This window comes from Paenibacillus sp. 1-8 (assembly GCF_056316205.1).
On the sequence record NZ_CM149995.1, the window covers coordinates 3,770,883 to 3,797,186 of the forward strand.

The window sequence follows — 26,304 nt, forward strand, 5'->3', positions numbered from 1 at the left end:
AATTTACGCCTTCCAACCCATCTCTTTATACAATCTTCTAATCTGTTTTATAAAACTATCATCTTCTCTTCCCTTATTTATAATTTCTTCATCAGTGGTTACAGCCCATCTGAAAATTTGTTCAATACTCCCGTAGCTACGTTTAAATCCTTTGGCCAACTTCAGTATGTTTTCTTTAGTTGGTGCAAATGATAATACTACTCTTAACTCTTCATCTGTCCAAGGTCTCCCCTTATTTTCTGTACTATACGCTTGTTTTTTCTCATATTCAAAAATCAATAATTTCGTTTTGTGGATTACTTGGTCTGTTGTTAGTTCTTCAATTCCTTCATTAAGTAATTCAATTAATCTATCTTTATATTCTTTCTTTTTCATACATTTCCCCTCCATGATCTTTTCAATAATTACACATAACGTTCCTGTATTCATGAACCCCGACAGGGGTTGTCTGCTGAAATACCTCCCCGAAATCCTTCTCGCAGACCAAGGCTCCAACGGAGCCGCTGCTTGAATATTATGTTATAAGATGTCCCGCCTTCTTCGAGTAATCACACGTAAAGTCCTTGCTACTCTTCTTCTGGGAATTCTATTTCCATAAATAAATATTCTTCATAATGTTCGGTAACCAAATCTTGCAAAAGAAAAAATGATGCTGATATACTTTGGAAATCGCTGCTATTCTTAACGCTCTCCGAAAATATTGGCAATTGATCAGATATTAACAATTTCATAAAAATTGAACCAAAATAATAAATATTCATTATTATTAATCTTAAATGACTTGGTGAATGAACACTTACATGGCCAAGGACAGATGTGCTTAGTTTTCCAGAATGTTTCAGAGAAGGTATGAACATCGAACGAAATGCTGATGTCGTTGAACTATGAACTGCGCTTGATAACACTGACTTTATTTCACGCCGATGATTGAGAAATCTATCACGCTCTTCTTCGTCAATTCCTGCTGATTCTATGATTGTATCTATCTTTTTATATATCCTTCCATATGCAATATTTTTCTTCCAGAATTCATCCTCATCTAATTCTTCTGCAGAGTATTGATCGGAAAAATCCTTATCTAACAATGAAACTATCATGAGATCAATTGTTTCCACAAAGGACCTACTAACAGTGCGAGCACAATCTTCTAACCCTTCAGTAATTAATTTCCTAATTGCTACAATATGGGAACATGATCTTGCTAAAAGCATCGCTAAAGTAACTGGAATTCCTTCATTAGTCTTTCTTGAGTTCCAGCAAAATTTATATAGCAATAAAATAAAATGCAGAGACTCATCTAACATGGTAATCCACGGTCCAAGAAATTCATTTGTATCACTTGAACAATTCTCATATACAATTCTTAGTTCTTCCTCAATGTCTATCCTTGTAACTTCACCAAATTGTTTAACTTGATTGTTCCATAGTTGAAGAACTTCTTCTTTCGATTGTTTAAATGGTATTATTTTTTTCTCCATAAGAACCTCTTTGATATTTTGATATTATTTTTTGGGGGGGGATTTCTTATAACGTTCTTGTATTCATGAACCCCGTCAGGGGTTGTCTGCTGAAATCCCTCTTCGAATTCCATCCTGCAGACCCAGGCTCCAAAGGAGCCGCTGCTTGAATATTATGTTATGAGATGTCATTGGCTTCTTCGATTTATCCCCAAAACAGTCCGTTATGCCCTTCATCTACGATCTTCAACTGTTTTTCAAAATCTTCATCCGGTTCGATGTCATCTATGAAGTGCCATTTCCCCTTGCTGTCTTGCCAATATATTTTCCATTCGTTTTCATCTAATCTGAACTGAGCTACAGGCAACTGCACCCATTGATCACTTTTGAATCCTTGTCTTTCTTCAATTAATGTAACATGATTTCCTCTGATCTTATAACTGATTTTTATCTGGTTTTTCACATGTTCTGGCACTGCATTTTGTATATATTTTTCCATGATTTTATTAATCCGCTTCTTCGTAAAGTCATCCATAGATTTTATCTCTCCTGCCCTAACACGCTTTGCAATGATTATATCACGATGATGTCTCATAACGTCTTATTTACGAACTTCCGAAAGAATGCACTCTTCGTCATATTCACGAACTTCGTGAATCCTGCACTTTTCTCCTTATTCCCGCACTTTCTGCGTTTCAATCCTCCAGCCCGCCCATCCGATCCAACGGACTTTGAATCCGCCCAATGTCCCGCCTGCTCACATGTGTATACCGCTCCGTCGTTCGCACACTCTGATGCCCCAGCAGTTCCTGAATGTAGCGAAGATCGATCCCATTCTCCAGCAAGTGGGTCGCAAAGGAATGCCTCAGCGAATGGATACTCACCTGTTTGCGAATGCCCGCTTCAGCCAGCGCTTTTTCAAACACTTTCTGCGCTGAACGTTCCGTCAGGTGGCGGCCTTCCCTCTGCCCTGGAAACAGCCAGTCTTCCGGCTGCTCCGCCCCTATGTACTGCTCGACCACCGCAAAAGCCGCTTCGGAGAGTAGCGATTGCCGGTCCTTCCTGCCCTTTCCTTGACGGACTTTCAGCACTTTCCGTTCCCGGTCGCAGTCTTCGGGACGCAACCTCACCACTTCGCTTACCCGCAGCCCGGATGTATACGTCAGGTACAGAATAGCCCGATGCTTCGAATTTTTCACTGCTTTCAACAGACGCATGACCTCATTCAGGGACAGCACATCTGGCAGTTTACTCTCCTTTTTCGGACGAACATAGGCGGCGGATTTTGGCTGCTTTAGCACATGGCGAAAGTAAAATTTCAGCGCGCTGATCGCTTGGTTAACATAAGCGTGCGAAAGGCCTCTTTCGAGCAGCGCCAGCGCATATTTTTGCACCGCCGCATCATTTATACTTGCTTCGGTCCCTTGCAAATCGGCGAAAAAGCGTTCCGTTTGCGATATGTATGCTTTAATCGTCTTGCTGCTGTAACCCCTTGCCACCAATGCATCGCGCAATTCTTTCCAACGATCCGGATTCCATTCACCTCGTTCCGAAGAAGAGAGAACCGCATTGGCCTGCGCTCCCCGCCGATCCAGCCATTCCCGGATGTACGGCAGCTCTTTATTCAAACGCTCGTCGCACTCGAACTCGCAGCTCCGATACGCTTCCAACAGGCTTTCTGCTGCCGCGATGCTGTACGGAATCGTCCAGATTTTTTCGTTCGGAACCCATTTCCTGCCCGGTATGGACCGAATTCCTTCTCGCTCCTCGACTCCGTATCGCTCCAACCATACGCCGATCGTTTTTTCATCCCGATAAAGTAGGTTAATCTTCATCTCGCTTGCCTCCTTAGTATATCAGCCGTTCAAAAAATTGGGAATCCAATTTTGCACAAAAAAGGGCCTTAAGATGGAGATTCATCTTAAGGCCCCGATTCTTTCGGAGCAAATTGTTGATCCGTTAAGCCCAATTTTCATTATCATAAACTGCCTTACCTTTACTTGTCCAGTTCCTCCATCACATCATCCCATAGCACCTCCGCCACCTTCTCCAATAAATACCCCGGCTTCAGGTTCAGTAGGTATCCTTTTGGAACTCGCTCTACTCCCCACATAAACAAAAGATGAGCCTGATTATTTGTTTCTCATTTGTTAATACAATAAGGATATGCGGCTAAAAAGCGTAGTTTCTCGCCATTTTTTTCAGGCAAACCGCTTGTATTACAATCATATATAAAGAACAACGAATTATATTTACCATCTATTTTACCCAGGTCATGTAATAGTGAAGATATAAAAGAATCAACATAGGAAACATCTTTTATACCATCATCTGTCCCGTCAACCAGAAAGACTCCTTCAGCAAAATCTTCGTCAAAATCATCTATTTCATGGTCGCTTAAAAAATCGCTAAAAACATTCTCATTCTCATCTTCCGGGTATTTGATCTCAACATATTCAAATAACTCATCATCAGAGGCAAAGTGACCGTACCAGACGGACACCATATTTTTTTCAAAGCAATTCATATCTTCACCCCGCTAAATTTCAGTTTATACGTTTAATCTATCTGTATCCCGCACCAGCTACCATGCCCTCTACCCCACAACAGCTGTTGAAGCTAAAAAGCCCGCGCTGATCGCGGGCTTTGCTGAATATTTAGTCAAAATCATGCCTAATAGACTTGTTACTCAACTTTGAACTGTTTTAATTCGTCTTGAAGCTTATTGGACAATTGACTTAATTGTTTGGATAGTTCAGCAACCTGCTCGATGCTATCCAATTGTTCCTGCGTGCTGGCGCTAACCTCTTCGGTTGAGGCGGAATTCTCCTCCGTGGTGGAAGAGATGATTTCCAGCGCCTGCAAAATCTCATCTTTGTGCTTGTGGACCTTGGAGGTGTTGTTGCTAATCTGGATCATTCGCAATTTCAAATCTTCCAAATCCTTATTAATACTAAAGAATACTTGCTTCGTGTTCTCCACCGATCTCGCATTTTCTTCTGCAATTTTCAGGCCGTGAGCCGTATGCTCAACCGAAACACTGGTTTTTTCTTCAATCACACGTACCTTCTTGTAGATTTCCTGTGTCGCCAGTGCCGTCTGCTCAGCCAGCTTGCGAACCTCCCCGGCAACAACGGCAAACCCTTTGCCCTGTTCTCCTGCACGTGCAGCTTCAATGGAAGCATTGAGCGCCAGCAGGTTGGTCTGCGTTGCAATTTGGTTGACCGTGTCCACGAAGCTCGAAATCTCGTGACGGCTTAGATCAATCTCCTGAATAATAGACGACATCGCTTGTGTGGAATTGTGGTTCTCTTCCGCCCATTTGGATAACTGATCAACTACAGCTAGCCCCATTCCGCTTTGCTCGGCAGAGATTTGCACCATCGTTTCTATGGCTTTGGCATCATTGGCAATTTCGTCAATTTGGCCGGACAATGCTCCGGTTTTTTGTAAAATGTTATCCGTTTCGATGGACTGATAGTTCGTCGCATTGGCTATCTCATTGATTGCTGTCGCAGTATCGTTCATCGTTATCACGGTTCTGGAAGAAATGGATTGCAAATCGTGAGAAGACTGATTCAAGACTTGAGCGGAGCCGCCCACCATTTGGAGCATTCCTTGAATTTTTTGAACCATATTGTGAACTCCTTGAGAAATTTGCCCGATTTCGTTGTTGGAAAGTGTATCAAACTGAACGGTTAAATCTCCATTTTCAATCAGCTTGATTTTTGCGAGCAACTTCGGTATTGATCTCAACAGATAACGGAGCGTTATATAACAAATCACAACCAGCAGGATTGTGGCTGCGGCAAAACCGCCAATGGTAAGCCAGGTGAAGACTTTTAATTCTGCGAGCACCTCTTGTTCAGAAATGGTTAAACCTACGGACCACCCGGTATCTTTACTGGTTGCATACCCGATATAACGACGTTCTCCATTATCATTAATCAGCTGTACTCCGGACTCACCGGCAATCATTTTCTTTCCGATCTCCCCAAGATCACCTGTGCTTTCGTTAATCTTTTCTTTCAACACTTTAGTCTGATCGGGGTGATACAAAATATCACCTGTTTTGGATGCAAGAATCGAATAACCTGTGCTTCCGAGCGAATAGCTTTGCATAAGGACAGGGATATCTTTGAAGGCAATATCAGCTACAGCAAATCCAATTAACTGATTACTGTTATCTTTGATCGGATAGAAAATACCCATGAGCACACTACCCGAAGCGAGGTCAACATACGGATCTGAGTAGTATAAACCGTCTGCTTCAACAGCCGGTTTAAAGTACGGGCGTGTATTGATATCGAAATCCAGTTTGGACGCAGCACCATCATTCTGAAGCCAGAATCCCTTGCCAGATATTCCGGCAATCCAAGCGTCGGCAAAAGATGGCTCTGCCTTTACGATAGCTGCCAGAGTCGCTTCTGTTTCCGCAGCATATGGAGAAGTTTTCACCATATCTCCCGATGGGGTTGTTTCTATGTATTGCTGAAAAAGGTTGTTCGTTGACATTTGTTTGACAAGCGATCCCTTTTCCTTAAACAACGCATCGAATTGACTGACGATGGCCTGCGTCTTGGTCTGAAGCATGGCCTCTTGCTGCTTGATAAGTATGCTTTGCGTGCTTGCAAACATGAACGTCCCCAAGGTTGCAAAGACGACAACGATAATGACTAACAACACCATGGCCAATGTGTTCGCAATGCTGGATGATCTGAATACGCGCTTTTTAGAATTTTGTGACATGCTGCCATCCCCCCGAGGAATATTGAGCGAAAAGCTCTTAGATAATATGTCGGAAGTTTGCAGTTGTTTTAATAGGTTTTTAGTATATACAAATTAAGGTATTACACGGGACCTAGATGCCTATAGTATACAGGAGATGCAGCGTATGTCCCCAGGCTCGATTTCCGTCGACGAGCAACTGGATTAGCTATAAGGAGAACCCTGTAGCTACGGGTGAAGAATAAACTGGAGAATGAACCAAATGGGGAAACAACGAATAGAGATGCAACGAGATAGCAGCCATTCTATAAGCCTATAAAAAAAGCATGGATGAGAGCGGTTAGACCGCCCCATTCATGCTTGCCATGCACCAGTTATAAACCGGACAGAATACTCAGCCCCGGCTCATTTCGTAATCGCCGCAACAACGTTGTCAACCAACGCTTTTGACGAGACAGGACCGCCAAACGTCCATGTCTTGCTGTCCAATGCATAGGTACGTTTTTCTTTGACAAAATTCAGGCCGTTCCAGACCGAATTACTTTTCAGCACTGCACCGAAAACATCATCGTCCGGCTGCACAATATAGAGGAAGTTGCTGTCCTGAACGGCAGGCAGCGCTTCAATGCCCACGGTTGAAAAACCATACGTTTCAAGCTTGTCCGGCTTCCAATCGTTAATCAGCCCGATCTTCGCCAGTGTTCCCACGACAACCGAGTTATCCGAAAACATGCGCAGACTGGCCGCATTTTGATAGGTGAACGCCTGTGTCAAACTATAATGGAAGTCCGCTTTACCCGCAGTGGCGAGCTTTTCTTTGACTTCCGCATAATGCTGATCCAACTCCTTTAGCACCTGCTTCGCTTTATCTTCTTTTCCAAGAGCGACCGCGATGTTATTGAATATCTCTACCATTTTGTCATAATCGTAGCCTTTACCACTATTCAGACTAAATTCGACTGTGGGTGCAATGGCTTTCAGTTGATCATAGATAGCTGCATTTCCATCAGCATTGGAAATGATCAGATCCGGCTTCAATGCAGCAATCGCCTCCAGATTGGGCTCGTTGCGCGTTCCTACATCGGTCACGCTGCTGTCCAGCCCCGCCTCCGAAGATACATACTGCTTGTATCCGGCATTATCCGCATTACCAACAGGCTGAACACCCAGCGCAACCATATCCTCCGTAAATGTCCATTCCAGCACGACAACACGCTTTGCCGGGCTGTCGAGTGTGATCTCACCACGATTATGCTTTACTTTCACAGGACCAGCCGCTTCGGCTGGTGTGCTGTCCGGAGTTGCCGTCTGGCTTTCCGATGTATTGCTTGCAACTCCGCAGCCTGCCAGAACAAGCGCAAAAATCAGCAACATTACAATCCCGCTCAAACCTTTTTTCATAGAACATATTCTCCTTGTGTATGTACATTTTATAGATAATGATAATCGTTATCATTTTTGGATTATGACGGAGAAATACAATTTTGTCAATGATAAAAGATAGTGTCGAATGGTCAACGGGAACACTGACATGTTTTGCTTTCCGGTTCAGCGTAGCGCTGACCCAGGCACTCCTTCCACGGGGTAGTTGGTGCCTGGTGTCGTTATATTTTCCGAATGTTAAAAGCTTTGTAAGCATTCCCTTTCCTGCACACAGGAATCCGGATATAGATTTGAATTTATTGAGTTAACCCAATTGCATGGTGGTAATACAGGTATCGTCGTTTTCAAACGTGGAGATTTTGGATTTTGCAGTTTTCCCCTCATGCTCCACCGTAACGTTATAGGTTTTGTCACGCGGCAGCCATAGATCAGTTATGTTTGGCCATCAGAAAGAACAAGTCTGAATTCAAAGCTGACAAAGATGCTCGCAGCAACCGCTTTTTGTGCTCCATCTCATGCTGCGTGTCGTCGATTAAGACTTCCAGATCTGAGGGAGCAGCACGTTCAATACTGAACTGTTTTTCATGATGTCAAAACTCCTAGTCATTAGCCTGTTTTTGCATTTTTGGCAGTATTTCAGGATATACTGTTCGTTCAACAAGTCCGTCAGTAACTAAACAGTTGGAAGGACTGGTAGTTTCCTATATTATTGATACAAATCAATCCCCACATTTGCAAAGCTTGCTTTATCGATAAAAAATCTGATATCAAGCCTACGGGCTGTTCCACGACCACGACATCCGACCCCGAACGGAGAAATTAATAGATTGTTGGGACAGTCGGATTCCTGTATCCCCTGAGCTTGAGTATCTATATAGCTTTGGGCGAAAATCAAACCACGTATTTATTTGAATACCTATCCCTGTGTTAATAAAATACTTTTGTACAAGAGAGGTGGGCCTTATATGATCTATATTGCATTGCTGCGGGGCATTAATGTGGGTGGCAACAACAAGATTAATATGAAAAAGCTCAAGGAGACGTTTGAGAAGGCAGGCATGGGCCATGTGACGACTTACATCAACTCTGGAAACATCATTTTTTCCAGTGAAGTTCAATCCAACGATGAGCTGTCGCTCCAACTGGAGCAGGCAATTCTGGAGGATTTTAGCTTGCCTATCCGGGTCATCGTCCGCAATATGGGGGAAATACAGACCATTATGGAGGCATTGCCAGAGGAATGGTCTAATGATGCACAGATGAAAAGTGATGTATTTTTTCTGTGGGATGAAATTAACGATATTTCCGTTCTGGACAAGCTCCCTTTGAAGCCGGGAATCGGCCATGTAATGTATACGTCCGGGGCCGTTCTGTTTTCTGTCAGCAGAGAACATGTCACAAAAAGCGGGATGACGAAACTGGCCGGCTCCAGTCTGTATCAGCATATGACGGTGCGGAATGTGAACACGACCCGCCAGATTTATAAGCTGATGCAAAAGGCTGAGCAGGAAGAGTTACGTGCTTTAGACTCCTGATTGGAAGCCTCCTTCCTAAGCATTTTGTTTTCGTTTAGTAGACAAATCCGAGAGCAACCGTAGAGGATAAAAATCAAAAAGGGAGCCTTCTTGCGGCTCCCCAACTGCAATTCTTGGATGTATTGTTCCCTCTAGACTCTGGCTATCGAGCTGATGAAGTCAACCCTCATATGGAATACCCCTCACCGGACTAGCTTCGTCAAATTGTAAAACCGTCGACCAGTTCATTCAATCGGGCAGCGCTTTCCTTCACCTGATCAGACTGTTGTGCCACTTCAAGAGATTTTTCCGCCGATGAAACCATATTCTCAGCAATGTGCTGGGTAGACACGGCAGATTGTTCGCTGGCTGTTGCGATCTCATGGATAGCTCTCACCATGGTTTGGATCATTGCATTCACCTGCTTAGAGGTGGCGTTCAAATCATTGACCGTGTTCGTATGCTCAACTACATCAGTGTAATATTGTGCTGCCGTATCCTCAAGCAGCTGATAATCCTTGCCCACCTGAGCTTGCAGGAAGTACAGCAATTCTTCGGCATTAGTCGTCAGATTGGCTACAGATTGTACAACCTCTTGAGTAACACTCTGAATTTGGTCTACCGCCTGCTTGGACCCATCTGCCAACTTGCGAATCTCGTTAGCCACAACCGCAAATCCCCGACCTGACTCACCGGCACGAGCCGCTTCGATGGATGCATTTAGAGCCAGCAAATTGGTTTGTGCCGTAATTTCCAGAATAGACTGGGAGAGTATGCGAATTTGGTCTACTGCCTTGGCTCGTTCTAGCGCTTCCTTCATCTTTTCATTGGCCTTCCGGTAAATTTCCTTGGCCGCTTTATTGGATTCACTAGCCGCATGCTTCAATGTTTCGGCTTTTACACTTGTATCATTGGCAGACTGGGCTCTTTCTTGAGTTTTGACCGATATGTACTCTGCCGCCCGCTGCATTTCATCCGCAGAATGATTCATGTTTTCTGTATATGCCGAAGTCTCCTCCATCGCTGCGGACAGCTGTTCGACCGTGGCAGATACATCTCTAATCCGCTCATTGAGATCTGTCATATTATGATTCGTCTGATCACTCAGTTGGTTAATTTGGCGCGACTCATTGATAACCCCCGTAATAACCATTGAGGTTGAATCTGTCATTTGTTGAATGGCACGTGCAATGACAGCGATTTCGCTATTTCCCTTGAGCAGGGTCGGATCAAGTGCTGCCGTCAAATTTCCTTGGGTAATCTCCTCACAGTATTTCGTAATTGTACTCATCCGGAAACGGATATTTCGAATGGCCGCAAAGGAGATGGTGATAAGAACAGCCAGCACGAGTGCCAGAACCGTGATCAAAACAATCGTGCGCATTTTTATCTCATTTTGCGTATTTTGATATAAGTTGGCGGATTGCTTATTGTTATAATCAGAAATCGTAGTCAGCATCGTAACAATTGCCGTACTGGATTTATTAATCCGGCCTCTCTCTTCCGTGTCATACGTTCCGCTATTTTTTTTGACTGTCATGATTTGCTCAATATCCTGATAATATGTGTCTATACTCCCCCGTAGTTCCTCGTACAATTTCTGTTCCTTAGCATCCAAATTCCTTTGTGAGAATTCATTTAGCCCGGTTGTAACGCTATCTTTTCCTTTCTGTACCTGCTTATACTGTTTATCTGTGTACTCCTTATTATCGAGTATTTTTGTATAATTTGCCCGCATATTATAGAAATCACTTTTGACTTCAAGTATATTCGTTTGGTGCTGAAAGCGATCCATATACAAAATACCTTGACCCTCTTTAGCTTGATACATACCGATAACCCCTACCAACGATACAATGAGCAAGCCCACCAAGCTGATCATGATCATGGAGACCATTGTTGTCGTGACCTTTAAATCTCTAAATCCGTTTACTTTTTTAGTGCTGTCTGATAGTTTTGTTCTCATCAAAACTCCTCCAGTCGTCTATGTATAATAGATCACGCTGCTCTCATAAACGCTATCCCCCAAACAATAAAAATTAAGAGATTACACCGTGATGATATATATATCGGTAGAAAGCGCTTAATATTGTAATAATAATAACAGTGCTGCTAAAATAAAGAATATCAGTCCCGTGAAAGTGAACTTGGGACAGACAAATGTGATTATTATTTTAGGTGCTCACGAGCTTGGAAAATTTGCTAAACTAAAATAGTAGTCTTTATACCAAAGTGGGACATATATCATCAACTAATCAAGAACAATACAGGATGATAGGAGAGAACCTATAGTGACAAACCTACAAAATCAAAAACAAGTGTATATCATCCATGGGTATACTGCTTCACCTGCCGATCATTGGTTTCCTTGGCTACAAGACAAGCTACAGGAGGATGGCGTTTCTGTAGCTATATTGGATATGCCCAATTCGCAAGCTCCCCAGCTTCATGAGTGGACCCAGCATTTATTATCAAATATTGAGGTTCTACATAAGGATACCTATTTTGTTGGTCATAGCTTGGGGTGTGTTTCCATATTAAGATATTTGCAGCAAGTAAGTATCCCAGAGCAACTCAGTGGTCTTGTCTTCGTCTCCGGTTTTACCGATCCAGTGCCAACCCTGCCGTCATTGGATGAGTTTACAACTGATAAGCTGGATTATGAGCAAATCATGGATTCAGTAAAGATGCGTGCAGTTATTGCTTCAAAGGATGACACGATTGTCCCCTTTGCATTCAGCAAGAAACTAGCGAAAGATATCCAAGCTGATTTCCACGAAGTAGAACACGGAGGACACTTTTTAGAGCGTGACGGCTTTACTTCCTTACCCATTGCATATCAAGTTTTAATGGATATGATGAAAAGTTGAAAAGCTTTGGACCCGAATGGATTCCGTGGAGTGAGCGTAAAAGGTAACACTTAAATTTGTAAAATACCCCATCGCTTATATTAAGCAATGGGGTACATCCCTTTTTAACGGTCCCGGGTTACCATATAATTCATTAAATGCTTAAGAAAAGCGATGTTGCGGGGTACCTCTTTCAACGCTTCCATAGCAAGGCAGTAGTGTTCCCACATCTCTTTACTGGCACCTTCCTGACCCAGGATGGATACGAAATTCGAATTGTTGTTCTCAGTATCCTTGCCAACAGGTTTTCCGAGTAAGAGCAGATCTCCTTCCACATCAAGCAAATCATCTTTAATCTGAAAAGCAATCCCCGCGTGATACGCGAATTTCTTCAAAGCAGCAATTTCCGACTCCTTGACCTCTGCGAGCATGGCAGGCATCACCAGACAAGCCTCAAATGCCACTCCGGTTTTGAAAAAGCACACCATATTTAACTGCTCCAGTGTCAATTGCTTTCCTTTGGAATCCAGATCCATCGCCTGTCCCATACACATATCTTCTGCCTTTTGGGCCGAGTATTGTATCAAAGCAAGTACGGTTTCGGCATTGAACTGGTCAAGTGACGATTGTTCCCCAATCGCCTTCTGGATCAGATACAGACCGGTTAATTCCGCGGTAGCGCTATTGTGCACCTGATGCAAGGTCTGACGCCCTCTACGGGTAGACGCATTATCCTGAGAAGGCAGATCATCGAAGATCAGGGATGCGGTATGCATATACTCCAATGATCTCACAAGAGGCACGATTGCCGATGCGTCAAGTCCATATTCATTCACGCCCATCACCCAAGTTAATATAGGCCGTATCCGCTTCCCATCCCCTTCAAGGCTGTAATTTGCAGCATCGATAAGCTGTTCCTTCATCACCGGAATCCCGTGAGGTTTGGTAATTTTCAATTGGTTGTTAATCTGATGGCGGATCGTTTTGAACGTATTGAAAAAATCTTCCTTTTCCTTCGAATCGTTTTTCAGATGGGTAATCATCTGGTCCCGAAGCAGTTTATCGAAGAAATCTACATCATCCGCCTTTCGTACCATCTGCTGGATGAGACGATTGAATTCCGGATTTCCAGATGCAAAAATCTCCATCATTTCATTATACTTTTCAGTACCTACACGTTCTTTATAACGTTTGAGTCCATTCATTGCACGATCCAATATCACCTCACGGGCCATGGCATCGGAATCATACACGTTATGGATCAAATAAGAAATAACCGCCCAGTATAATTCAAAGGGATTGATAAGATCCGAACGCTGATCATGATATTTTAAATAGTAGGTATAGGGTGTTACCGCACCATCTCTCATATCGTCAACCATATCTGCAAAATCATCAGCCAACTGGTTATAGATACCATAAAAGAATGTTCGTTGCTCAAAGCCCTCATCCTCGGGAGCACCAATCACGGAACGGACAATCAATCGGGAAGAAGAAGATTTTAAAATAACAGGTATATAAAGCTCTTCATTGGTGTAATTAGCACGCGTTAGGTCCTTGACACGGTCGATATCCTGGGAATGAAAAAAGATATAGGACTGCTCGAAAAATGTTTGCTGTGTATCCGGCCGCTGATGTTCCTTAATATACTCAAAGGCATCCGAGAGCTCCGAATGTATGTATTGAATTAACTTCATATTATTTCCGGTCCAATCGCCCAACTCAGGCACAGATCCAGTGAGAAGCGCAGCACGTATCATACGGGAATACTGTTCTTTCTCTTGAGCGTTCAAAACCTGAGAATCGAGAAGATCGTCAATAAAAGGATAGGTTAGACCATAGGAATAACCAAGTCTGATGGCTTCATCCAGTCTGCGAGCACGTTCCACAGGTGACACTTTATCGTCCATCTCTTCCATCACATGCAGAATAACCCCGATAATGATCTTAATTAGTTTGCGCTGGGCTTGCTCGGCATCCATTTCCTTGGGAATATGGGAGGATACGGACCTAAGTTTGTTGATCACCCAAATTGTGGCGGTTTCTATGCCTTCCTTCTGGGCCCACCGATACAACCCGGCCAAATTCATAAATTCTGGTTGGTCTTCCCCGTTTGCACGGGTGGATTGAATCAAGTGTTTTTTTATGTCAGCAATGGCACGCTGAATCCGGGTATGTGTGTCAGGAGAGTCCAGAGCTTTGCCTAGATCCCTCATATAAATATAGGAGACGCTTCGATCCAGGTAATCATCCAATTTGCCTGTATAATTCAGCCATTGAATGTATCTATGATAATCCCGAGTATCAGGTTTTCTCTTTGCCCTCGAAAAGAAGGATAGCCATGAAGAATGATGAATATGATTCCTTTTCCACAGTTGAATATCTTCTGTCAGGGTAGTTACATAAGTCTTGTCTTTGACCTGTGCATAAAGTGATGCAAAATACTGAACCGCCTTCTGCTCAGCCAGCCGATATCCTGTATTGGCATGATTTATAAATTTCTCATTCATACGATGCATTACCTCAACTTCTATTTTTGTTAAACATGTTTGCATTTCTTCCCTGACGGGAATGGGGCGGATCATGTTTTTATCTTTATACGGGAAAGAATCTGTGAGGTTACGAAATTATCATGCTGCTTACCGAAATACACTGATTGGCTTCATCAAGCAGATGTACCTTTACTGACTGGTCTGATACCATTTGAATTATATAAGTATAATCGATTTTAAACCGTCTGTTGACTGGCTACCTAGTTATATTATGAATGTTATGAATAGGAGGTTGTGTGATTAATGACAATGGAAGAAGTGCTATACCAGCTTGAAAATATGTGAAGGTCACTCATAAGGGGCCTGAATCCAAATAGATGGAACCTATGACTCAATTCGTGATAGGGGGATCAGTGCTGCTCGCTCTTTTGATTTCGAGTATTGGGCTGATATTCATTCTCTGGAGCAAAAGGACAGCACGATAAATATTTATATGCCCTGGGAAGCTTAGTCGATGTAACAAGAGCAGAATGTACTGCTACGCATGTATTAACTTATATTATTTCGAGCTTGCCGACTCCCAAGCTTCTGCCACAGCTATAGGTGCCTTGCGGCTGGTTTCTCCACTGCCTTCCTTTGTCCACAGCGTTGGATAATAGGCAAACACCTGACCGGGTTGAAGCTTGCGAACATCGTCCTGCCAGCCTTTCCAACGGAACGTCTGGTAGAACAGCTCCAAATCCCCCTCAGCCAGCCAGCCAAAAAAACCGGAATAGGCCTTTTCTGTAGGTTCCCAGGCAAGCGTATCCGGTGCAAAATAGTAAATTTGTCCGTCATTACCGAACCGCCCTGTATTCAGTCCAAAAAATCCGCCTGCTGCATCGTAGGCCACAATCAGCATTCCCCAAAGCGCGGGCACGCTTGCCGGCTCTTGAAGTCCGTTCCACGAAGTCAAGCTGCCATAAATTCCAGAACCGCCTGCACCCAGCAAGGTGATCCAGCCGTGATCAAACACGATCCCTCCTGTCTCATAGGCAACCGTTCCCAAATACAATTTCGTACTCACCTGCAAACGGTACAGCGTATCCCCCGAAGCCGATTCCGATTCTGCCGATACAATGCTATTTGGATTTTGGCCTTCTTTCAGGATATTTCTAACCTCTTCCCATGCATGGTTTTCCTTATCCAGCAGTTCATCAACCGTTAAAGTATGCATGTTCATTCCCCTCTCATTGTCCTAATCTCAACCTTCAATCCACATACTGAGTCTTTAAGACCTGTGTTTGATCCAAAATCACCCACTGATTCAGCTCGTCGTATCCTTTTACAATTGCTGTGATCTCATGCTTTGGATACATCCACTCAGGTGGTATCTTTTCCCCATATGAACGAGTGTCTGCCAATCCGACCGCATCATGCTGGAAAATATGTATCAGCGTGCCCTGCGGAAAAAATGCTTCAATATAACCCTCTACCTTAGTCCCAACGGGCAGTACGGTTTTGACTTGATGCCATTCCTTGTTGAAGGTCTGAAGATAATTGGACCAGGCTTCTTCAAACTCTTCTTTTGTAATTTTAGTATAATAGGGCTCCGTGTCATCAATCGATTTCTCGGCAAGTAAGAAATGATATTGCTCGTGCTTGCGATTAGAGGCGATATAAGTGCCATCATCTTGGATTATAATTTGTCGATACGCTACACCATCTGAATCTATTTCAAAATACCACGTTCCCATGCCTGGTTCCGGGCAATCTTTAAGATATTTCATGTGCCTCCTCCTCACCTTGCGATAAAGTTCATTCATACGCCATTCCTGCGAGGATCAACTCCTCCTGAATCCAGCTACTTCTGGTAGACAGTTGCAGCAAGTCGGCAGCGATCTGCTTGATCTGCTCTTGTAACACATGTGGCTGGTCAGTTCCTTTCAGAAAGCGACTCAAGAAATGAAGAAATACATCTACCTTCCTAAGCAGCATCAATACAGGCACCGCATCAATCTCAGCATGGGAAAGATGAACTTGGCAACTAAAGCCCTGGCAAAAATCCCGAACTGCTTGCGTCTCCTCCGGTTGTCCCAAAAATCCTGATAAGATGACCGCTGGTTCCATGACCCGAACGTCTAACGTACAAAACTCAAAATCAAGCAGTGCAGTCACTTGGCTATGATCGGTATCCTTTACTAACAAATTGGAAGCGTTCAAGTCCCCATGTACAAGCTGATGCGGTAACTCTTCCAATGCATGAAGCGAATCTGTAATCTCTTCATATACTTTTCCTATCAATCGCAGCTCGTCATGCAAAGTTTTTAGAGGCTCAGGCGGATGCAGGCAAATCTCTCGAACTATCTCCTGGTTACACAATGGATAGGATTGCTGCAAGGCGTAATACGGTCGGTAAACTGGAGCCATATCAAGATTGAATGTCGCAAGTACAGCAGATAATTCACCCGTAGCCTCGCCAAAGGAATAGGCAAAGCTTGATTCCTGCTCCAGTGGTGATTTGCCTTCTATGTAATCGAACAGACAGACATATTTGCCACTTTCCTTCTCGAGCTGAGCGAGTGTCTCTCCCATTACCGTTCGAATTGGCATCGGTACCCTGAATGATAGAGAATGCTTACTCAGTGCCTGCAAAACTGCATGCTCAAATTCAATTTTGTCCCTATCTCTGTGTGTATCGTAGACGCGCAGCACCCCGCTTCGCATACCACCCTTAACAAAATACGTCGTATTATTCCAACCCCCGGTTCGTTTCTGCAACGTTCCGTTCCACTCCGGCCAGTGCCGTCTTAGTATCGCTTCCAAGGATGCATCCTCCCTTTTGCCGGAGATAAAGTATGCCTATTCATTCTCCTTACTGTCACTTGTATGTCCTCGCTACATAATCTAGATATTGCGAACGCGTAAGGCCTCTTCTACGAATCCGAACTCGGTCAACGCTTTTTTACGTGCCTCGTGATATAACGGATGATCCAGCGTTTTGGCCCGTTGATGAGCTTCCAGAGAACCGAAGCAATCGTTAGTGACACTGGAATAAGCACCATCATTTAAAAATTCCCTGGCAGATTTGAAGGTAATCTCCCTCTCCGGCTTTAAAGCGGTACCAGTCCCTCAGCTCAAACGATAAGTCCTTCCCTCCTTACCTATCATTCATTAGCCTTGTGCTTATGAATTTGCAGATATTATAACACATAGACGCCCAATTAAAATTGGATGTCCCTTGATATCCTTCATTCCTTCAACTGCTTGTTTCGGATATTCTGCGGGGTGGCACCATACGCCTTTTTGAATTTTTTATAGAAAAAGCTCATGCTGTTATATCCAACCTGCTTAAATATCATTTCGAACGGCAGGTTGGTATTCACAACCAGAGAATAAGCTGCATTGAGTTTAATGTTGGCAATAAGCTGAGTGTAGGTGAGCCCGGTTACTTTTTTTAACTTATTACTTAAATACGTACTATTGTAATTAAAATGATAAGATAGCTGCTGCAGGCTTAAATGCTGATAATGCTCTTCCATGTAATTCAGAATAGCTGTAATATTATTTTCCTGCTGGTTTAAGTGAATATTATGCTCGCTTTCCAATACACGGACCAATTCTCCAAAAACAATTTGCAAATAAGCCTTGACCAATTCCATTGAATCCTCTTGCCTGGAAAAATATTCGATTAGGATTCTGCGCAGTATATATTGAAGGTTCTCATTATGCTGCGACTTAAAAATAATAAAGTGATTATGGTGCTGATGCTGGAGAACAGAGTTGGCGAGAAATTCGCCGATCAGACTTTTTTTCTTCGATAACCGCTGTAGGAACAAGGAAGAAATCGTTTCTCTTTGCAGCAAGATATTAATAAGTATATCGTCTTCTCCCAAAGGAGCGATGCTGTGCGGCACATCCTTATCCAGGACACACACTTGGCCTTCACAAAGCTGAATTTCCTTGCCTGCTATAATTTGATTGCATTTACCTGAGTAAACATAGTTTAATTCAATAAATTCATGCATGTGCTCTAGCATCGGAGCAAATCTATTGTGCTTGCTAATATAAATATTATGTTCTCCGAAGAAAAACAAAGCGGGCATACGATACATATTCTGATTTATATCAAAGTATCTTTCATTCTCCGCTTCTTCGGAGAGATCATTAATCACCTGATTATTTTGTTGCTGTAAAAGCTCAATTTCCGTTTTGGTTCTCAGCAACTGATCCAACTCATGAAGGTTCATAACTACTGACTCCTCCTTCATTATAGGATGGAAAAACGGGCGTTTCTCCGCCCGTTAAAAAACTGCCTACACCTGACGACTCCCCTTAACTGTGAACTGCCGTCTGAGCCTTACTGCCCTTTCCTCTAATAGCGATTCCCAGACAGATGAGTGCAGCCATCGTAAACACAATTGCAGAAACGAGAAATGAAAATGAGGCGCTTTCATTTCCAAACAGCATGCCAATTAACTTGATGGCATAAGGCGAAGCAAACGCTCCCAAATTGGAGCCTACCATGGCAATTGAAATGGATAAAGTCTCACTGCCTTTAGGCACGATTTTAGTTAATATGGTAAAAATATAAGGAATAAACAACGCAAAGCTAAAGCCAATGATAAGCATGGCAACGGTAACCATGGTAACATTCTGAGCAAACCACAGCAGCAAAAAACCTGTTGCTGTTAATAGACTGGAGATAAAGGGAGCGTAATTTCTAAACCATTTATATATTTTACCAAACAAGAAGCCTGCAATCATGGTTGACAAGGAGAACAGCGTTAACGCGGTTCCTAAAAAGCTAGGATTAGGCATATCCTTTTCAGCAATCATAATACCTGTTTTGGTATACACAATCATGATGAAGGTCATAAACAGGAAAAGTACAACTCCTAACCCAAGTACAGGTAGGGATACCCCGCCGCTCTTGTGGCCCGTTCCTGCCGAACGCTCCACTGTAGGCTTCCCACGCTCTGGTTCGGGAATGATAAAAAAGAATAACAATGCGATAGGAATGGTGATAGCATAGCATAAAAAGGCAAACTGCCAGTTGATCAAAGCAAGCTGTCCTGCCACAAAGGTAGCCAGGCTGCTTCCAAGCCCTTGAACGGCGCTTTGAAAGCCTACTAATTGGGCACGTTCGTCTCCTTCAAAAAAATCACTAATTAAGCTAACAGCCAGCGAATTGAACATCCCGAGACCTGCACCTAACAGCAAACGCAATGCGAGAATCCATGTAATGTTAGTCGTGAACATGGGAAGTATTCCGCCGATGACCACGAGCAGAAGTCCTAGCAGGACTGTATTTTTTTTGCCCAATTGGGAAGAGATCGGACCACTCAACAGCACAAACAGCATCATAGAGAAGGATGGAATCGTAACTACGCTTTCAATCAGCGAACTGGAAACTCCTGATAATTGGTTCAGCATCATCGGTATGATGGCCGAAATGGCACTCGCTGATGTCAGGACTAAGGAAATGGACAGTAGCGCCGTTTTAAACAAAACTTTGTTCTTTAAATTCATCAAGTTCTCACCCCTAGTGTATGTTATTTAGCCTCTGGTTGCATGTGCAGGAACCTGGGCAGCCTGGTAGTATCTGTACTGGAAAGCGTACTGTCCAGAACCGACCGTGAACGTCATCTCATACTCTCCGTTCTTTTGGAATATCTCCTGTTCCCCGGCAATTCCCATTCTCCCGGCCAGCTCCTGTGGTATATAAACTGGCGGATTCTGAATCGACGGATATTGCATGGCAATAGTCTGCTGTAATGCATCCGACTCCATAACTCCAGGAAGTGTAATTTCAGCCGTCGTATTATGTGGGACTCGAACCGTCAACTGCATTTCTTCATTCACGATTTCCCAATGGACTTCCAATGCACCATACGGCGTTTCCAGTTTCCCGTGGGCCGAAGTCAGATTGGCAGGCGGCTTAGGAGCTAATCGTGATTTTTTATATCCCGCTTCAAGCAAATCGATTCCGGCAATATTTTGGTACATAAAGTCTCCGACCGAACCGTATGAATAGTGATTGAACGAGTTCATATCCGCACTCCAGAACGAGCCGTCCACTTTGATGCTGTCCCAATGCTCCCACATGGTCGTCGCCCCCCGTTCAACCTGATAGAGCCATGAAGGATAATCATTTTGAAATAAAATCTGATAAGCTACATCCGTATAGCCATTGTCGGATAAAACCAGGCATAGGTAGGGTGTACCCACAAAGCCGGTATCCAGATGCATATCGTTTTTTTCTATGAGCCGTACGAGCTCTTGGATCACTTGCTTTTTATACTTTTCCGGTACCAACCCGAAATGCAAAGCCACAACCTGTGCAGTCTGGGTATTGGAGGTCAGCTTGCCAGCGTTATCGAAGTAGCGGTTCGCGAAAGCGCTTTTAATCCCCTCATGCAAGCTTGTATATGTGTTGTAATCGGTATAACGATTAAGCAGTTTGGCCGTCTTCGCCAAAATATGGGTCGAATATGCAAAATAGGCAGTTGCCACCAGCGTTCCATCCGTCGCCCCAAAATAGCTTCCTTCCTCGCTATCCAGCGCCAGCCAGTCACCAAGCTGCAAACTGGTATCCCAAAGATATTCTTCGTTCCCCTGGGCGCGGATATAATCCACCCATGCTTTCATACTGTCATACTGCTGAGCTAAAATTTGCTTATCTCCATAGCATTGATAAATGGTCCATGGACATATAACAGCCGCGTCTCCCCATGCTGCCGTCGTTTTGTCCATGTTATCGGCAAAGGTTCCTTTGAGGACATCCGGCACTACAAAAGGCACTGCCCCATTTTCCAGCTGGTTGTAAGCCAGATCCTTCAGCCACTTTCGGAAGAAGGAAGCTGCATTCATATTGAAGCTGGCCGTTCTGGCAAAAATCTGTGCATCGCCGGTCCAGCCTAATCGCTCATCACGCTGCGGACAATCGGTCGGTACATCCAGAAAGTTCCCTTTTTGCCCCCACACAATATTGTGCTGAAGTTGATTCAGCTTTGGATCAGATGTCTCAAACACCCCGATCGTCTCCATGTCCGAATGCAGAACAACACCCGTAAAATCTTCAATCGCAACGTCATCCGGAAAGCCCTCAAGCTTCACATATTGAAAGCCTTGAAAAGTGAAATGCGGCCTAAATATCTCCGTCCCCTTCCCGCTGCAAATGTACGTAATCTGCTGCACTGCATCACGAATGTTATCCCTGTAAAAATTCCCTTGCTGATCCAGCACTTCACCGTGCACCAGATTCAGAACCGTACCTTCAGGGGCATCAACTTTAAATTCCAGCCAGCCTACCATATTTTGGCCCAAGTTAAGCACCAGCTCACCTTTGGGGGTTCGAATGAGTTCAACAGGCTTCAATCGGTTCATCACACGGACAGGCTCGTTCTCCTGAGCAATCAGATGACTTAACGGGAACGGAACGACCTGCATCATTTTCCGTTCGGTCAAGGAGCTATGTTCGGCTGCCTGTTGCTGCTCAAGTCGGGCATCATAGATTTCGCCGTTATAAATATCCGACATTAAAATGGCACAGCTCGCTTCCTCCCAGGAAGAATCAGAGCAAATGACTTCAGAACGGCCATCTTCATAGCTAATCTTCATTTGCAGCAGCAATGCATTCGTGTTCCCGTAGGTGTCCTTGCGCTTCTGCCAGCCCAGATAACCGCTATACCAGCCTTCTCCCACCGTTGCCGTGATCCGGTTATGTTGTTCTCGCACGGCAGAAGTCACGTCATAAGCTTGCACCTGAACACGATCGTTATAATCCGTCCATCCCGGGGTAAAGTAGGCATCGCCCACTTTTTGTCCATTTAACTCCAGTTCATACAGACCCAGACTTGTAGCATAAATGACTGCTTTTTTCACTTTTCCCTCAACCGAAAAACACTTGGAAGTGGCAAAAGGAGCTCTTGTCTGAAACTGTTCATGGATGCTCCGCTCCTTCACTGTGATCCATTGTGCCTTCCAGTCCTGCTCATGGAGCAGTCCCATCTCCCAATAGCCGGACTCACTCCATTCCGATTCCTCTGGTTCGGTGTCACCCGCGCCCTGAGCCCATACTTTTACCCGATAATAATATCTTTGTCCCGATTCCAGCGGAGGGCCTTCATATGGAAACAGAATGGATTGTTCCGAATAGGAAAAATGATTCCAGATCAGCGATTCAAAAGTGGGATGAACGGATACTTGTAATTGGAACCGTTTTTGGGAAACATATATTTTGTCAGATTCGATCTGCCAACTTAATCGCGGCTTTAGACAGCCCAGCCCAATCGGATTATTTAAATGTTCGCATCTAAGCGCTTTCACTTTTAGCATTCTTATATCCTCCCTGAGGTCTTCTTTTGTATTTCTATACTCAAATTAAAACGCTTTCATAGACTGTGCGCAATGTTGTATCCCTGCATGTTGTATGCTTGATTTACAGATGTTGAAATTCCACCCCTTATATTGAATCTTAAAATGGAGCTAGCGGTATCGAGTACATAAAATCCCGTAATGTGTGTGGGAGGATTGATGTCACCGCTAATCCGGCCCATTGGCGCAGGAGTGATACCCCAAGCATCGCGGCAGGATCACCCGGAAGCACCCTCGAGATCATGAATGTGATGACGACAATACCAAGCAGTGCCGGAATCATTTGAATCAATCGACGTAGTGTGTAAACGACCACAGCCTGTCCCCCCCTTGTTCTTAATTCCTTTCTTCTTGTCATGTTTATTTTCATTTGTTGTTATTTTTAATCCTTGTACTAAGGAAGCGAGATAGGTTCCACGTCCTGAACAACTAAAAATAATGACGAAATTTGTTGTTCGCGCACTAAAATGACTCATTATGTTATTTTAATGTTATGTATAAATAAAGATAATCAAAAATATAACAATATTACAGTAAAGCAGCATCGCATTATCATATTATTGTATTGCTGTGTATAAAATGCACAAAGGCCCTTCATCCAACAGGACAAAGGACCTCATAATTAACCCGGAATGACTTTCTCTTAATCCCAACTCACGAATAAGGGGTGGCATTATCGGAGCAATGAGCATTAGCCCTAGCATAGCCACAAAAACACTGAAAAATGAACAATTTGAATGGTATCGTTGAAGTTGATGAAACTTAACAGAATATATGAATAGACTCTATGAAGGGGAGATTATTGGGGGAGCAATTAGTTATTTTATTTTGCGATAATTATTATTACTTCTTTGGCTTATCTTTCGACCTTTTTTTATTTGCTCTTCCCAAATTCCAGTTTGGCTAAATATATTCTTACTGGTTTCCTTGGTTCTATGATTGTTAATGCACTTTTTCCGCATTTACTTGCAAGTATCATGTTAAAAAGATATGCACCCGGAGTTTTAACTGGGATTTTATTGAATATTCCGATAAACAGTTTAATTCTATATCAATTCTTCCAAAATCATGAATTAACATTTAAAACGTTGCTTTTATCAACATTGGCAGTGGGAATAGCGCTGTTAGGTCTAATTCCTATTTTATTCAAAGTAGGAAAATCTCTCACTACACAAATATATTAGAAAACCATAAAATCAAATCTTTCGAAGAATATTATGATACTGCACTGTTAAACAAACAATACTCGTAATGAATCACTATTAGAAAAAAGTCTCGGCCTGTGATCTACATTTCCATTACGGAATGCACAAATCACAGAGCGAGACCTTTTTCATTCTTTATTCTGCTAAGCTTGGCTTGCTCTTGGGAGGAAACTGCAATCTGCGTGATTTCTTGTTCCATGTTATATACCGATTGTCTGACGGCTTGCAAGGACTGTTCAATCCGTCCGGTTGCTTCCTTGGTGCCCGTAGATATTTTGCGAATTTCTGTAGCGACAACTCCAAAACCAGCTCCTGCTTCACCCATGCGGGCAGCTTCAATGGCTGCATTTAGTCCAAGCAAGTTCGTTTGCTCCGAAATTTCCTTAATGTAGCCTGCCACCTCAGTCACGTTACTGGAATCCTCGACTGCCTTTTTCGTGTTGCTCAAAATTTCTTCGGCTGTCGCACTAAGCTCCTCCGAGTGTGCCGCCACATGCTGAATCCCTTCGATTAGCTTGCTTGTCACATCCTCGGCTTGCCTCATCAGCTTCTTCAACTGATCTTGATTATCCATACTATAGGTGATACACAGTACTGCCTCGATCTCATTCTGCTCATTCTTGATCGGGTGAAAGTATGCATCAGCGGCGATTCCAAAAACCTCAGCCGCATAACGCTTTCTGGTTTTTTCACCGCCCACTAACATTTTGAAGTCTCTGTATACATCAGGGAGAGGGTCACCTGCTTTGAAGTCATAAACTAAGCTTTTACCTGAAGATTGTCTCATGTAAGTCTTCACTCTACTCCACTCGCAAATCAGGCACTAAAATTTAATCCAATTGCTCTCCATTCGTTTCTATCACGTTCTTATACCAATAGAAACTCTTCTTTCTGGATCGGGCAAGTGTACCGTTGCCTTCATTATCCTTATCGACGTAAATGAAGCCATAGCGCTTCTTCATTTCACCAGTCCCTGCACTTACCAGGTCAATACATCCCCACGGAGTATAGCCTATTAAATCTACTCCATCAGCAATCGCTTCTTTCATTTGCTCAATGTGTTGCTTCAAGTAATCAATTCTGTAGTCATCGTGAATCGAGCCGTCTTCTTCCACCGTATCTACTGCGCCAAGACCATTTTCCACAACCATTAACGGGATTTCATATCGGTTATAAATGTTATTGAGGGACCATCTTAATCCCTGTGGATCAATCTGCCAATCCCAGGCGCTTGCTTTCAAATGAGGGTTCTTTAATCCCATGGATAAATTTCCGCCCACTTTCTCCTGGTCTGGGTCGGCACTTACACAAACAGATGAATAGTAACTAAAGGTATAAAAATCTACACAGCCTTCTTTTAAGATGTTTTCATCGTTGTCTTGCATTTTGATCTGAATGTTATGATCTCTAAAATAGCGTTTGGCAAATCCCGGATAAGCTCCTCTTACTTGAACATCTGAGCATAGGAAGTTACTCAAATTATCCTTTTGTTGAGCCAACAAAACATCGTTCGGATTGCATGTAAGTGGATACGAACACATATAAGCGATCATACAACCGATTTTAAAGTCCTTGTTGATTTCATGGCCCAGCTTTACTGCCTTTGCACTGGCAATAAACTGATGATGCAAAGCTTGGTACAGACTCTGCTCATCCTTCACTGTAGCATGAGCAAGCTCTCCATTCCCCTCTGGCATCATAGCTCCAGCCATGAACGCACCAAAAGACAAGGTTAAAATATTGATTTCATTAAAGGTCAACCAGTATTTTACGACATCTTTGTATCTGTTAAAAAGCACCTCACAATATCTCACATAAAAATCTACCACTCTGCGGTCAGACCAGCCATTATATTTTTGAGTTAGATTAAACGGCGCTTCGTAATGTGAGATCGTAACCAAAGGCTCGATGTTATACTTTTTCAATTCTGCAAATACACGATCATAGAACTGTAAGCCTTGCTCATTCGGCTCTGTATCATCTCCGTTAGGAAATATTCTTGACCAGGCAATGGACATTCTAAAGACCTTGAAACCCATTTCTGCAAATAATCGGATATCCTCTTTATAGTGATGGAAGAAATCAATAGCCTCGTGACTTGGATAGTTCATACCTTCTTCTAATGCAGGTGTAATTCTTCGGGAAGTCGTATGTGTCCCGGCTGTAATCACATCGGCAGTGCTCAATCCCTTACCGTCTTCGTTATATCCACCTTCCAATTGGTTGGCAGCCGTAGCCCCTCCCCATAAAAATCCTTGTGGAAATTCCAAATTAGTTGTGTTTTTCATTGTTTAATTCCTCCTCAACATTTAATTAGA

General features: G+C 43.3%; 22 protein-coding genes and 1 pseudogene. 3 read left to right on the top strand and 20 right to left on the bottom strand.

Annotated elements, in window-relative coordinates:
* Positions 1-3 precede the first annotated feature (3 nt).
* The 9 genes and pseudogenes from AC0WRU_RS17270 to AC0WRU_RS17310 form a co-directional block, all read right to left on the bottom strand.
* Positions 4-375, bottom strand: coding sequence for a hypothetical protein (locus AC0WRU_RS17270; RefSeq protein WP_023989607.1), 372 nt, complete (start codon positions 373-375; stop codon positions 4-6).
* 191 nt (positions 376-566) lie between these two features.
* Positions 567-1,478: a hypothetical protein gene (locus tag AC0WRU_RS17275; RefSeq protein WP_476125692.1), complete on the bottom strand. Its 912-nt coding sequence runs from the start codon at positions 1,476-1,478 to the stop codon at positions 567-569.
* A gap of 184 nt (positions 1,479-1,662) precedes the next feature.
* Positions 1,663-1,992, bottom strand: coding sequence for a DUF3024 domain-containing protein (locus tag AC0WRU_RS17280; protein WP_476125693.1), 330 nt, complete (start codon positions 1,990-1,992; stop codon positions 1,663-1,665).
* A 160-nt stretch (positions 1,993-2,152) separates the two neighbouring features.
* Positions 2,153-3,292, bottom strand: a complete 1,140-nt coding sequence (gene xerA / locus AC0WRU_RS17285) for a site-specific tyrosine recombinase/integron integrase (protein WP_476125694.1) — start codon at positions 3,290-3,292, stop codon at positions 2,153-2,155.
* A 161-nt stretch (positions 3,293-3,453) separates the two neighbouring features.
* The gene (locus AC0WRU_RS17290; RefSeq protein ID WP_280740289.1) at positions 3,454-3,576 is read right to left on the bottom strand and encodes a hypothetical protein; all 123 of its coding nucleotides are present in this window, start codon (positions 3,574-3,576) and stop codon (positions 3,454-3,456) included.
* Between the two features lie 24 nt (positions 3,577-3,600).
* Positions 3,601-3,984 (bottom strand): immunity 22 family protein, encoded by a 384-nt coding sequence (locus AC0WRU_RS17295; protein ID WP_476125695.1) that lies wholly within the window; start codon positions 3,982-3,984, stop codon positions 3,601-3,603.
* Positions 3,985-4,142: 158 nt separating this feature from the next.
* Positions 4,143-6,206, bottom strand: coding sequence for a methyl-accepting chemotaxis protein (locus AC0WRU_RS17300; protein WP_476125696.1), 2,064 nt, complete (start codon positions 6,204-6,206; stop codon positions 4,143-4,145).
* Positions 6,207-6,590: 384 nt separating this feature from the next.
* Positions 6,591-7,586 (bottom strand): ABC transporter substrate-binding protein, encoded by a 996-nt coding sequence (locus AC0WRU_RS17305; protein WP_476125697.1) that lies wholly within the window; start codon positions 7,584-7,586, stop codon positions 6,591-6,593.
* 286 nt (positions 7,587-7,872) lie between these two features.
* Positions 7,873-7,998 (bottom strand): annotated as a pseudogene (locus tag AC0WRU_RS17310) (CueP family metal-binding protein); the annotation flags it as partial.
* A gap of 535 nt (positions 7,999-8,533) precedes the next feature.
* Between AC0WRU_RS17310 and AC0WRU_RS17315 the strand changes: the two are divergent.
* On the top strand, positions 8,534-9,103 hold the full coding sequence (locus AC0WRU_RS17315) for a DUF1697 domain-containing protein (protein ID WP_476125698.1): 570 nt from the start codon (positions 8,534-8,536) through the stop codon (positions 9,101-9,103).
* Between the two features lie 199 nt (positions 9,104-9,302).
* Here the strand turns inward: AC0WRU_RS17315 and AC0WRU_RS17320 are convergent, their stop codons facing one another.
* A complete protein-coding gene (locus AC0WRU_RS17320) occupies positions 9,303-11,048 on the bottom strand; it encodes a methyl-accepting chemotaxis protein (RefSeq protein ID WP_025682801.1) in 1,746 nt (581 codons plus the stop codon).
* Positions 11,049-11,373: 325 nt separating this feature from the next.
* On the opposite strand from AC0WRU_RS17320, the gene AC0WRU_RS17325 reads away from it, so the two are divergent.
* A complete protein-coding gene (locus AC0WRU_RS17325) occupies positions 11,374-11,952 on the top strand; it encodes an RBBP9/YdeN family alpha/beta hydrolase (protein WP_476125699.1) in 579 nt (192 codons plus the stop codon).
* Positions 11,953-12,056: 104 nt separating this feature from the next.
* Here the strand turns inward: AC0WRU_RS17325 and AC0WRU_RS17330 are convergent, their stop codons facing one another.
* The 8 genes from AC0WRU_RS17330 to AC0WRU_RS17365 all read right to left on the bottom strand — a co-directional run bounded on the left by AC0WRU_RS17330 (position 12,057) and on the right by AC0WRU_RS17365 (position 23,097).
* Complete coding sequence (locus AC0WRU_RS17330) at positions 12,057-14,450, bottom strand: polyprenyl synthetase family protein (RefSeq protein WP_476125700.1); 2,394 nt, start codon at positions 14,448-14,450, stop codon at positions 12,057-12,059.
* A gap of 532 nt (positions 14,451-14,982) precedes the next feature.
* Entirely contained in the window at positions 14,983-15,639 is a 657-nt protein-coding gene (locus tag AC0WRU_RS17335; RefSeq protein ID WP_476125701.1) for a DUF2625 family protein, read from the bottom strand.
* A 34-nt stretch (positions 15,640-15,673) separates the two neighbouring features.
* The gene (locus AC0WRU_RS17340; RefSeq protein WP_476125702.1) at positions 15,674-16,192 is read right to left on the bottom strand and encodes a hypothetical protein; all 519 of its coding nucleotides are present in this window, start codon (positions 16,190-16,192) and stop codon (positions 15,674-15,676) included.
* Positions 16,193-16,220: 28 nt separating this feature from the next.
* Entirely contained in the window at positions 16,221-17,228 is a 1,008-nt protein-coding gene (locus tag AC0WRU_RS17345; protein WP_476125703.1) for a phosphotransferase, read from the bottom strand.
* 425 nt (positions 17,229-17,653) lie between these two features.
* The gene (locus tag AC0WRU_RS17350; RefSeq protein ID WP_476125704.1) at positions 17,654-18,652 is read right to left on the bottom strand and encodes an AraC family transcriptional regulator; all 999 of its coding nucleotides are present in this window, start codon (positions 18,650-18,652) and stop codon (positions 17,654-17,656) included.
* An 85-nt stretch (positions 18,653-18,737) separates the two neighbouring features.
* Positions 18,738-19,934 carry an MFS transporter gene (locus AC0WRU_RS17355; RefSeq protein ID WP_476125705.1) on the bottom strand — a complete coding sequence of 399 codons (1,197 nt, stop codon included), beginning with the start codon at positions 19,932-19,934 and terminating at the stop codon, positions 18,738-18,740.
* A 27-nt stretch (positions 19,935-19,961) separates the two neighbouring features.
* Entirely contained in the window at positions 19,962-22,742 is a 2,781-nt protein-coding gene (locus AC0WRU_RS17360; RefSeq protein ID WP_476125706.1) for a family 78 glycoside hydrolase catalytic domain, read from the bottom strand.
* 139 nt (positions 22,743-22,881) lie between these two features.
* A complete protein-coding gene (locus tag AC0WRU_RS17365) occupies positions 22,882-23,097 on the bottom strand; it encodes a hypothetical protein (protein ID WP_476125707.1) in 216 nt (71 codons plus the stop codon).
* Between the two features lie 517 nt (positions 23,098-23,614).
* On the opposite strand from AC0WRU_RS17365, the gene AC0WRU_RS17370 reads away from it, so the two are divergent.
* Complete coding sequence (locus tag AC0WRU_RS17370; protein WP_476128667.1) at positions 23,615-23,965, top strand: HXXEE domain-containing protein; 351 nt, start codon at positions 23,615-23,617, stop codon at positions 23,963-23,965.
* A 130-nt stretch (positions 23,966-24,095) separates the two neighbouring features.
* On the opposite strand, the gene AC0WRU_RS17375 is transcribed toward AC0WRU_RS17370, so the two are convergent.
* Both AC0WRU_RS17375 and AC0WRU_RS17380 read right to left on the bottom strand, forming a co-directional pair.
* Positions 24,096-24,773: a methyl-accepting chemotaxis protein gene (locus AC0WRU_RS17375; protein ID WP_476125708.1), complete on the bottom strand. Its 678-nt coding sequence runs from the start codon at positions 24,771-24,773 to the stop codon at positions 24,096-24,098.
* 43 nt (positions 24,774-24,816) lie between these two features.
* Positions 24,817-26,274, bottom strand: a complete 1,458-nt coding sequence (locus AC0WRU_RS17380) for a glycoside hydrolase family 1 protein (protein WP_476125709.1) — start codon at positions 26,272-26,274, stop codon at positions 24,817-24,819.
* Between the last annotated feature and the right edge of the window lie 30 nt (positions 26,275-26,304).

Excerpts from the sequence above, each read along its gene's own strand:
- AC0WRU_RS17270 (WP_023989607.1), bottom strand. The coding sequence starts at position 375 with ATGAAAAAGAAAGAATATAAAGATAGATTAATTGAATTACTTAATGAA.
- AC0WRU_RS17275 (WP_476125692.1), bottom strand. The coding sequence starts at position 1,478 with ATGGAGAAAAAAATAATACCATTTAAACAATCGAAAGAAGAAGTTCTT.
- AC0WRU_RS17280 (WP_476125693.1), bottom strand. The coding sequence starts at position 1,992 with ATGGATGACTTTACGAAGAAGCGGATTAATAAAATCATGGAAAAATAT.
- xerA (WP_476125694.1), bottom strand. The coding sequence starts at position 3,292 with ATGAAGATTAACCTACTTTATCGGGATGAAAAAACGATCGGCGTATGG.
- AC0WRU_RS17295 (WP_476125695.1), bottom strand. The coding sequence starts at position 3,984 with ATGAATTGCTTTGAAAAAAATATGGTGTCCGTCTGGTACGGTCACTTT.
- AC0WRU_RS17300 (WP_476125696.1), bottom strand. The coding sequence starts at position 6,206 with ATGTCACAAAATTCTAAAAAGCGCGTATTCAGATCATCCAGCATTGCG.
- AC0WRU_RS17305 (WP_476125697.1), bottom strand. The coding sequence starts at position 7,586 with ATGAAAAAAGGTTTGAGCGGGATTGTAATGTTGCTGATTTTTGCGCTT.
- AC0WRU_RS17315 (WP_476125698.1), top strand. The coding sequence starts at position 8,534 with ATGATCTATATTGCATTGCTGCGGGGCATTAATGTGGGTGGCAACAAC.
- AC0WRU_RS17320 (WP_025682801.1), bottom strand. The coding sequence starts at position 11,048 with ATGAGAACAAAACTATCAGACAGCACTAAAAAAGTAAACGGATTTAGA.
- AC0WRU_RS17330 (WP_476125700.1), bottom strand. The coding sequence starts at position 14,450 with ATGCATCGTATGAATGAGAAATTTATAAATCATGCCAATACAGGATAT.
- AC0WRU_RS17335 (WP_476125701.1), bottom strand. The coding sequence starts at position 15,639 with ATGCATACTTTAACGGTTGATGAACTGCTGGATAAGGAAAACCATGCA.
- AC0WRU_RS17340 (WP_476125702.1), bottom strand. The coding sequence starts at position 16,192 with ATGAAATATCTTAAAGATTGCCCGGAACCAGGCATGGGAACGTGGTAT.
- AC0WRU_RS17350 (WP_476125704.1), bottom strand. The coding sequence starts at position 18,652 with ATGAACCTTCATGAGTTGGATCAGTTGCTGAGAACCAAAACGGAAATT.
- AC0WRU_RS17355 (WP_476125705.1), bottom strand. The coding sequence starts at position 19,934 with ATGAATTTAAAGAACAAAGTTTTGTTTAAAACGGCGCTACTGTCCATT.
- AC0WRU_RS17360 (WP_476125706.1), bottom strand. The coding sequence starts at position 22,742 with ATGCTAAAAGTGAAAGCGCTTAGATGCGAACATTTAAATAATCCGATT.
- AC0WRU_RS17375 (WP_476125708.1), bottom strand. The coding sequence starts at position 24,773 with ATGAGACAATCTTCAGGTAAAAGCTTAGTTTATGACTTCAAAGCAGGT.
- AC0WRU_RS17380 (WP_476125709.1), bottom strand. The coding sequence starts at position 26,274 with ATGAAAAACACAACTAATTTGGAATTTCCACAAGGATTTTTATGGGGA.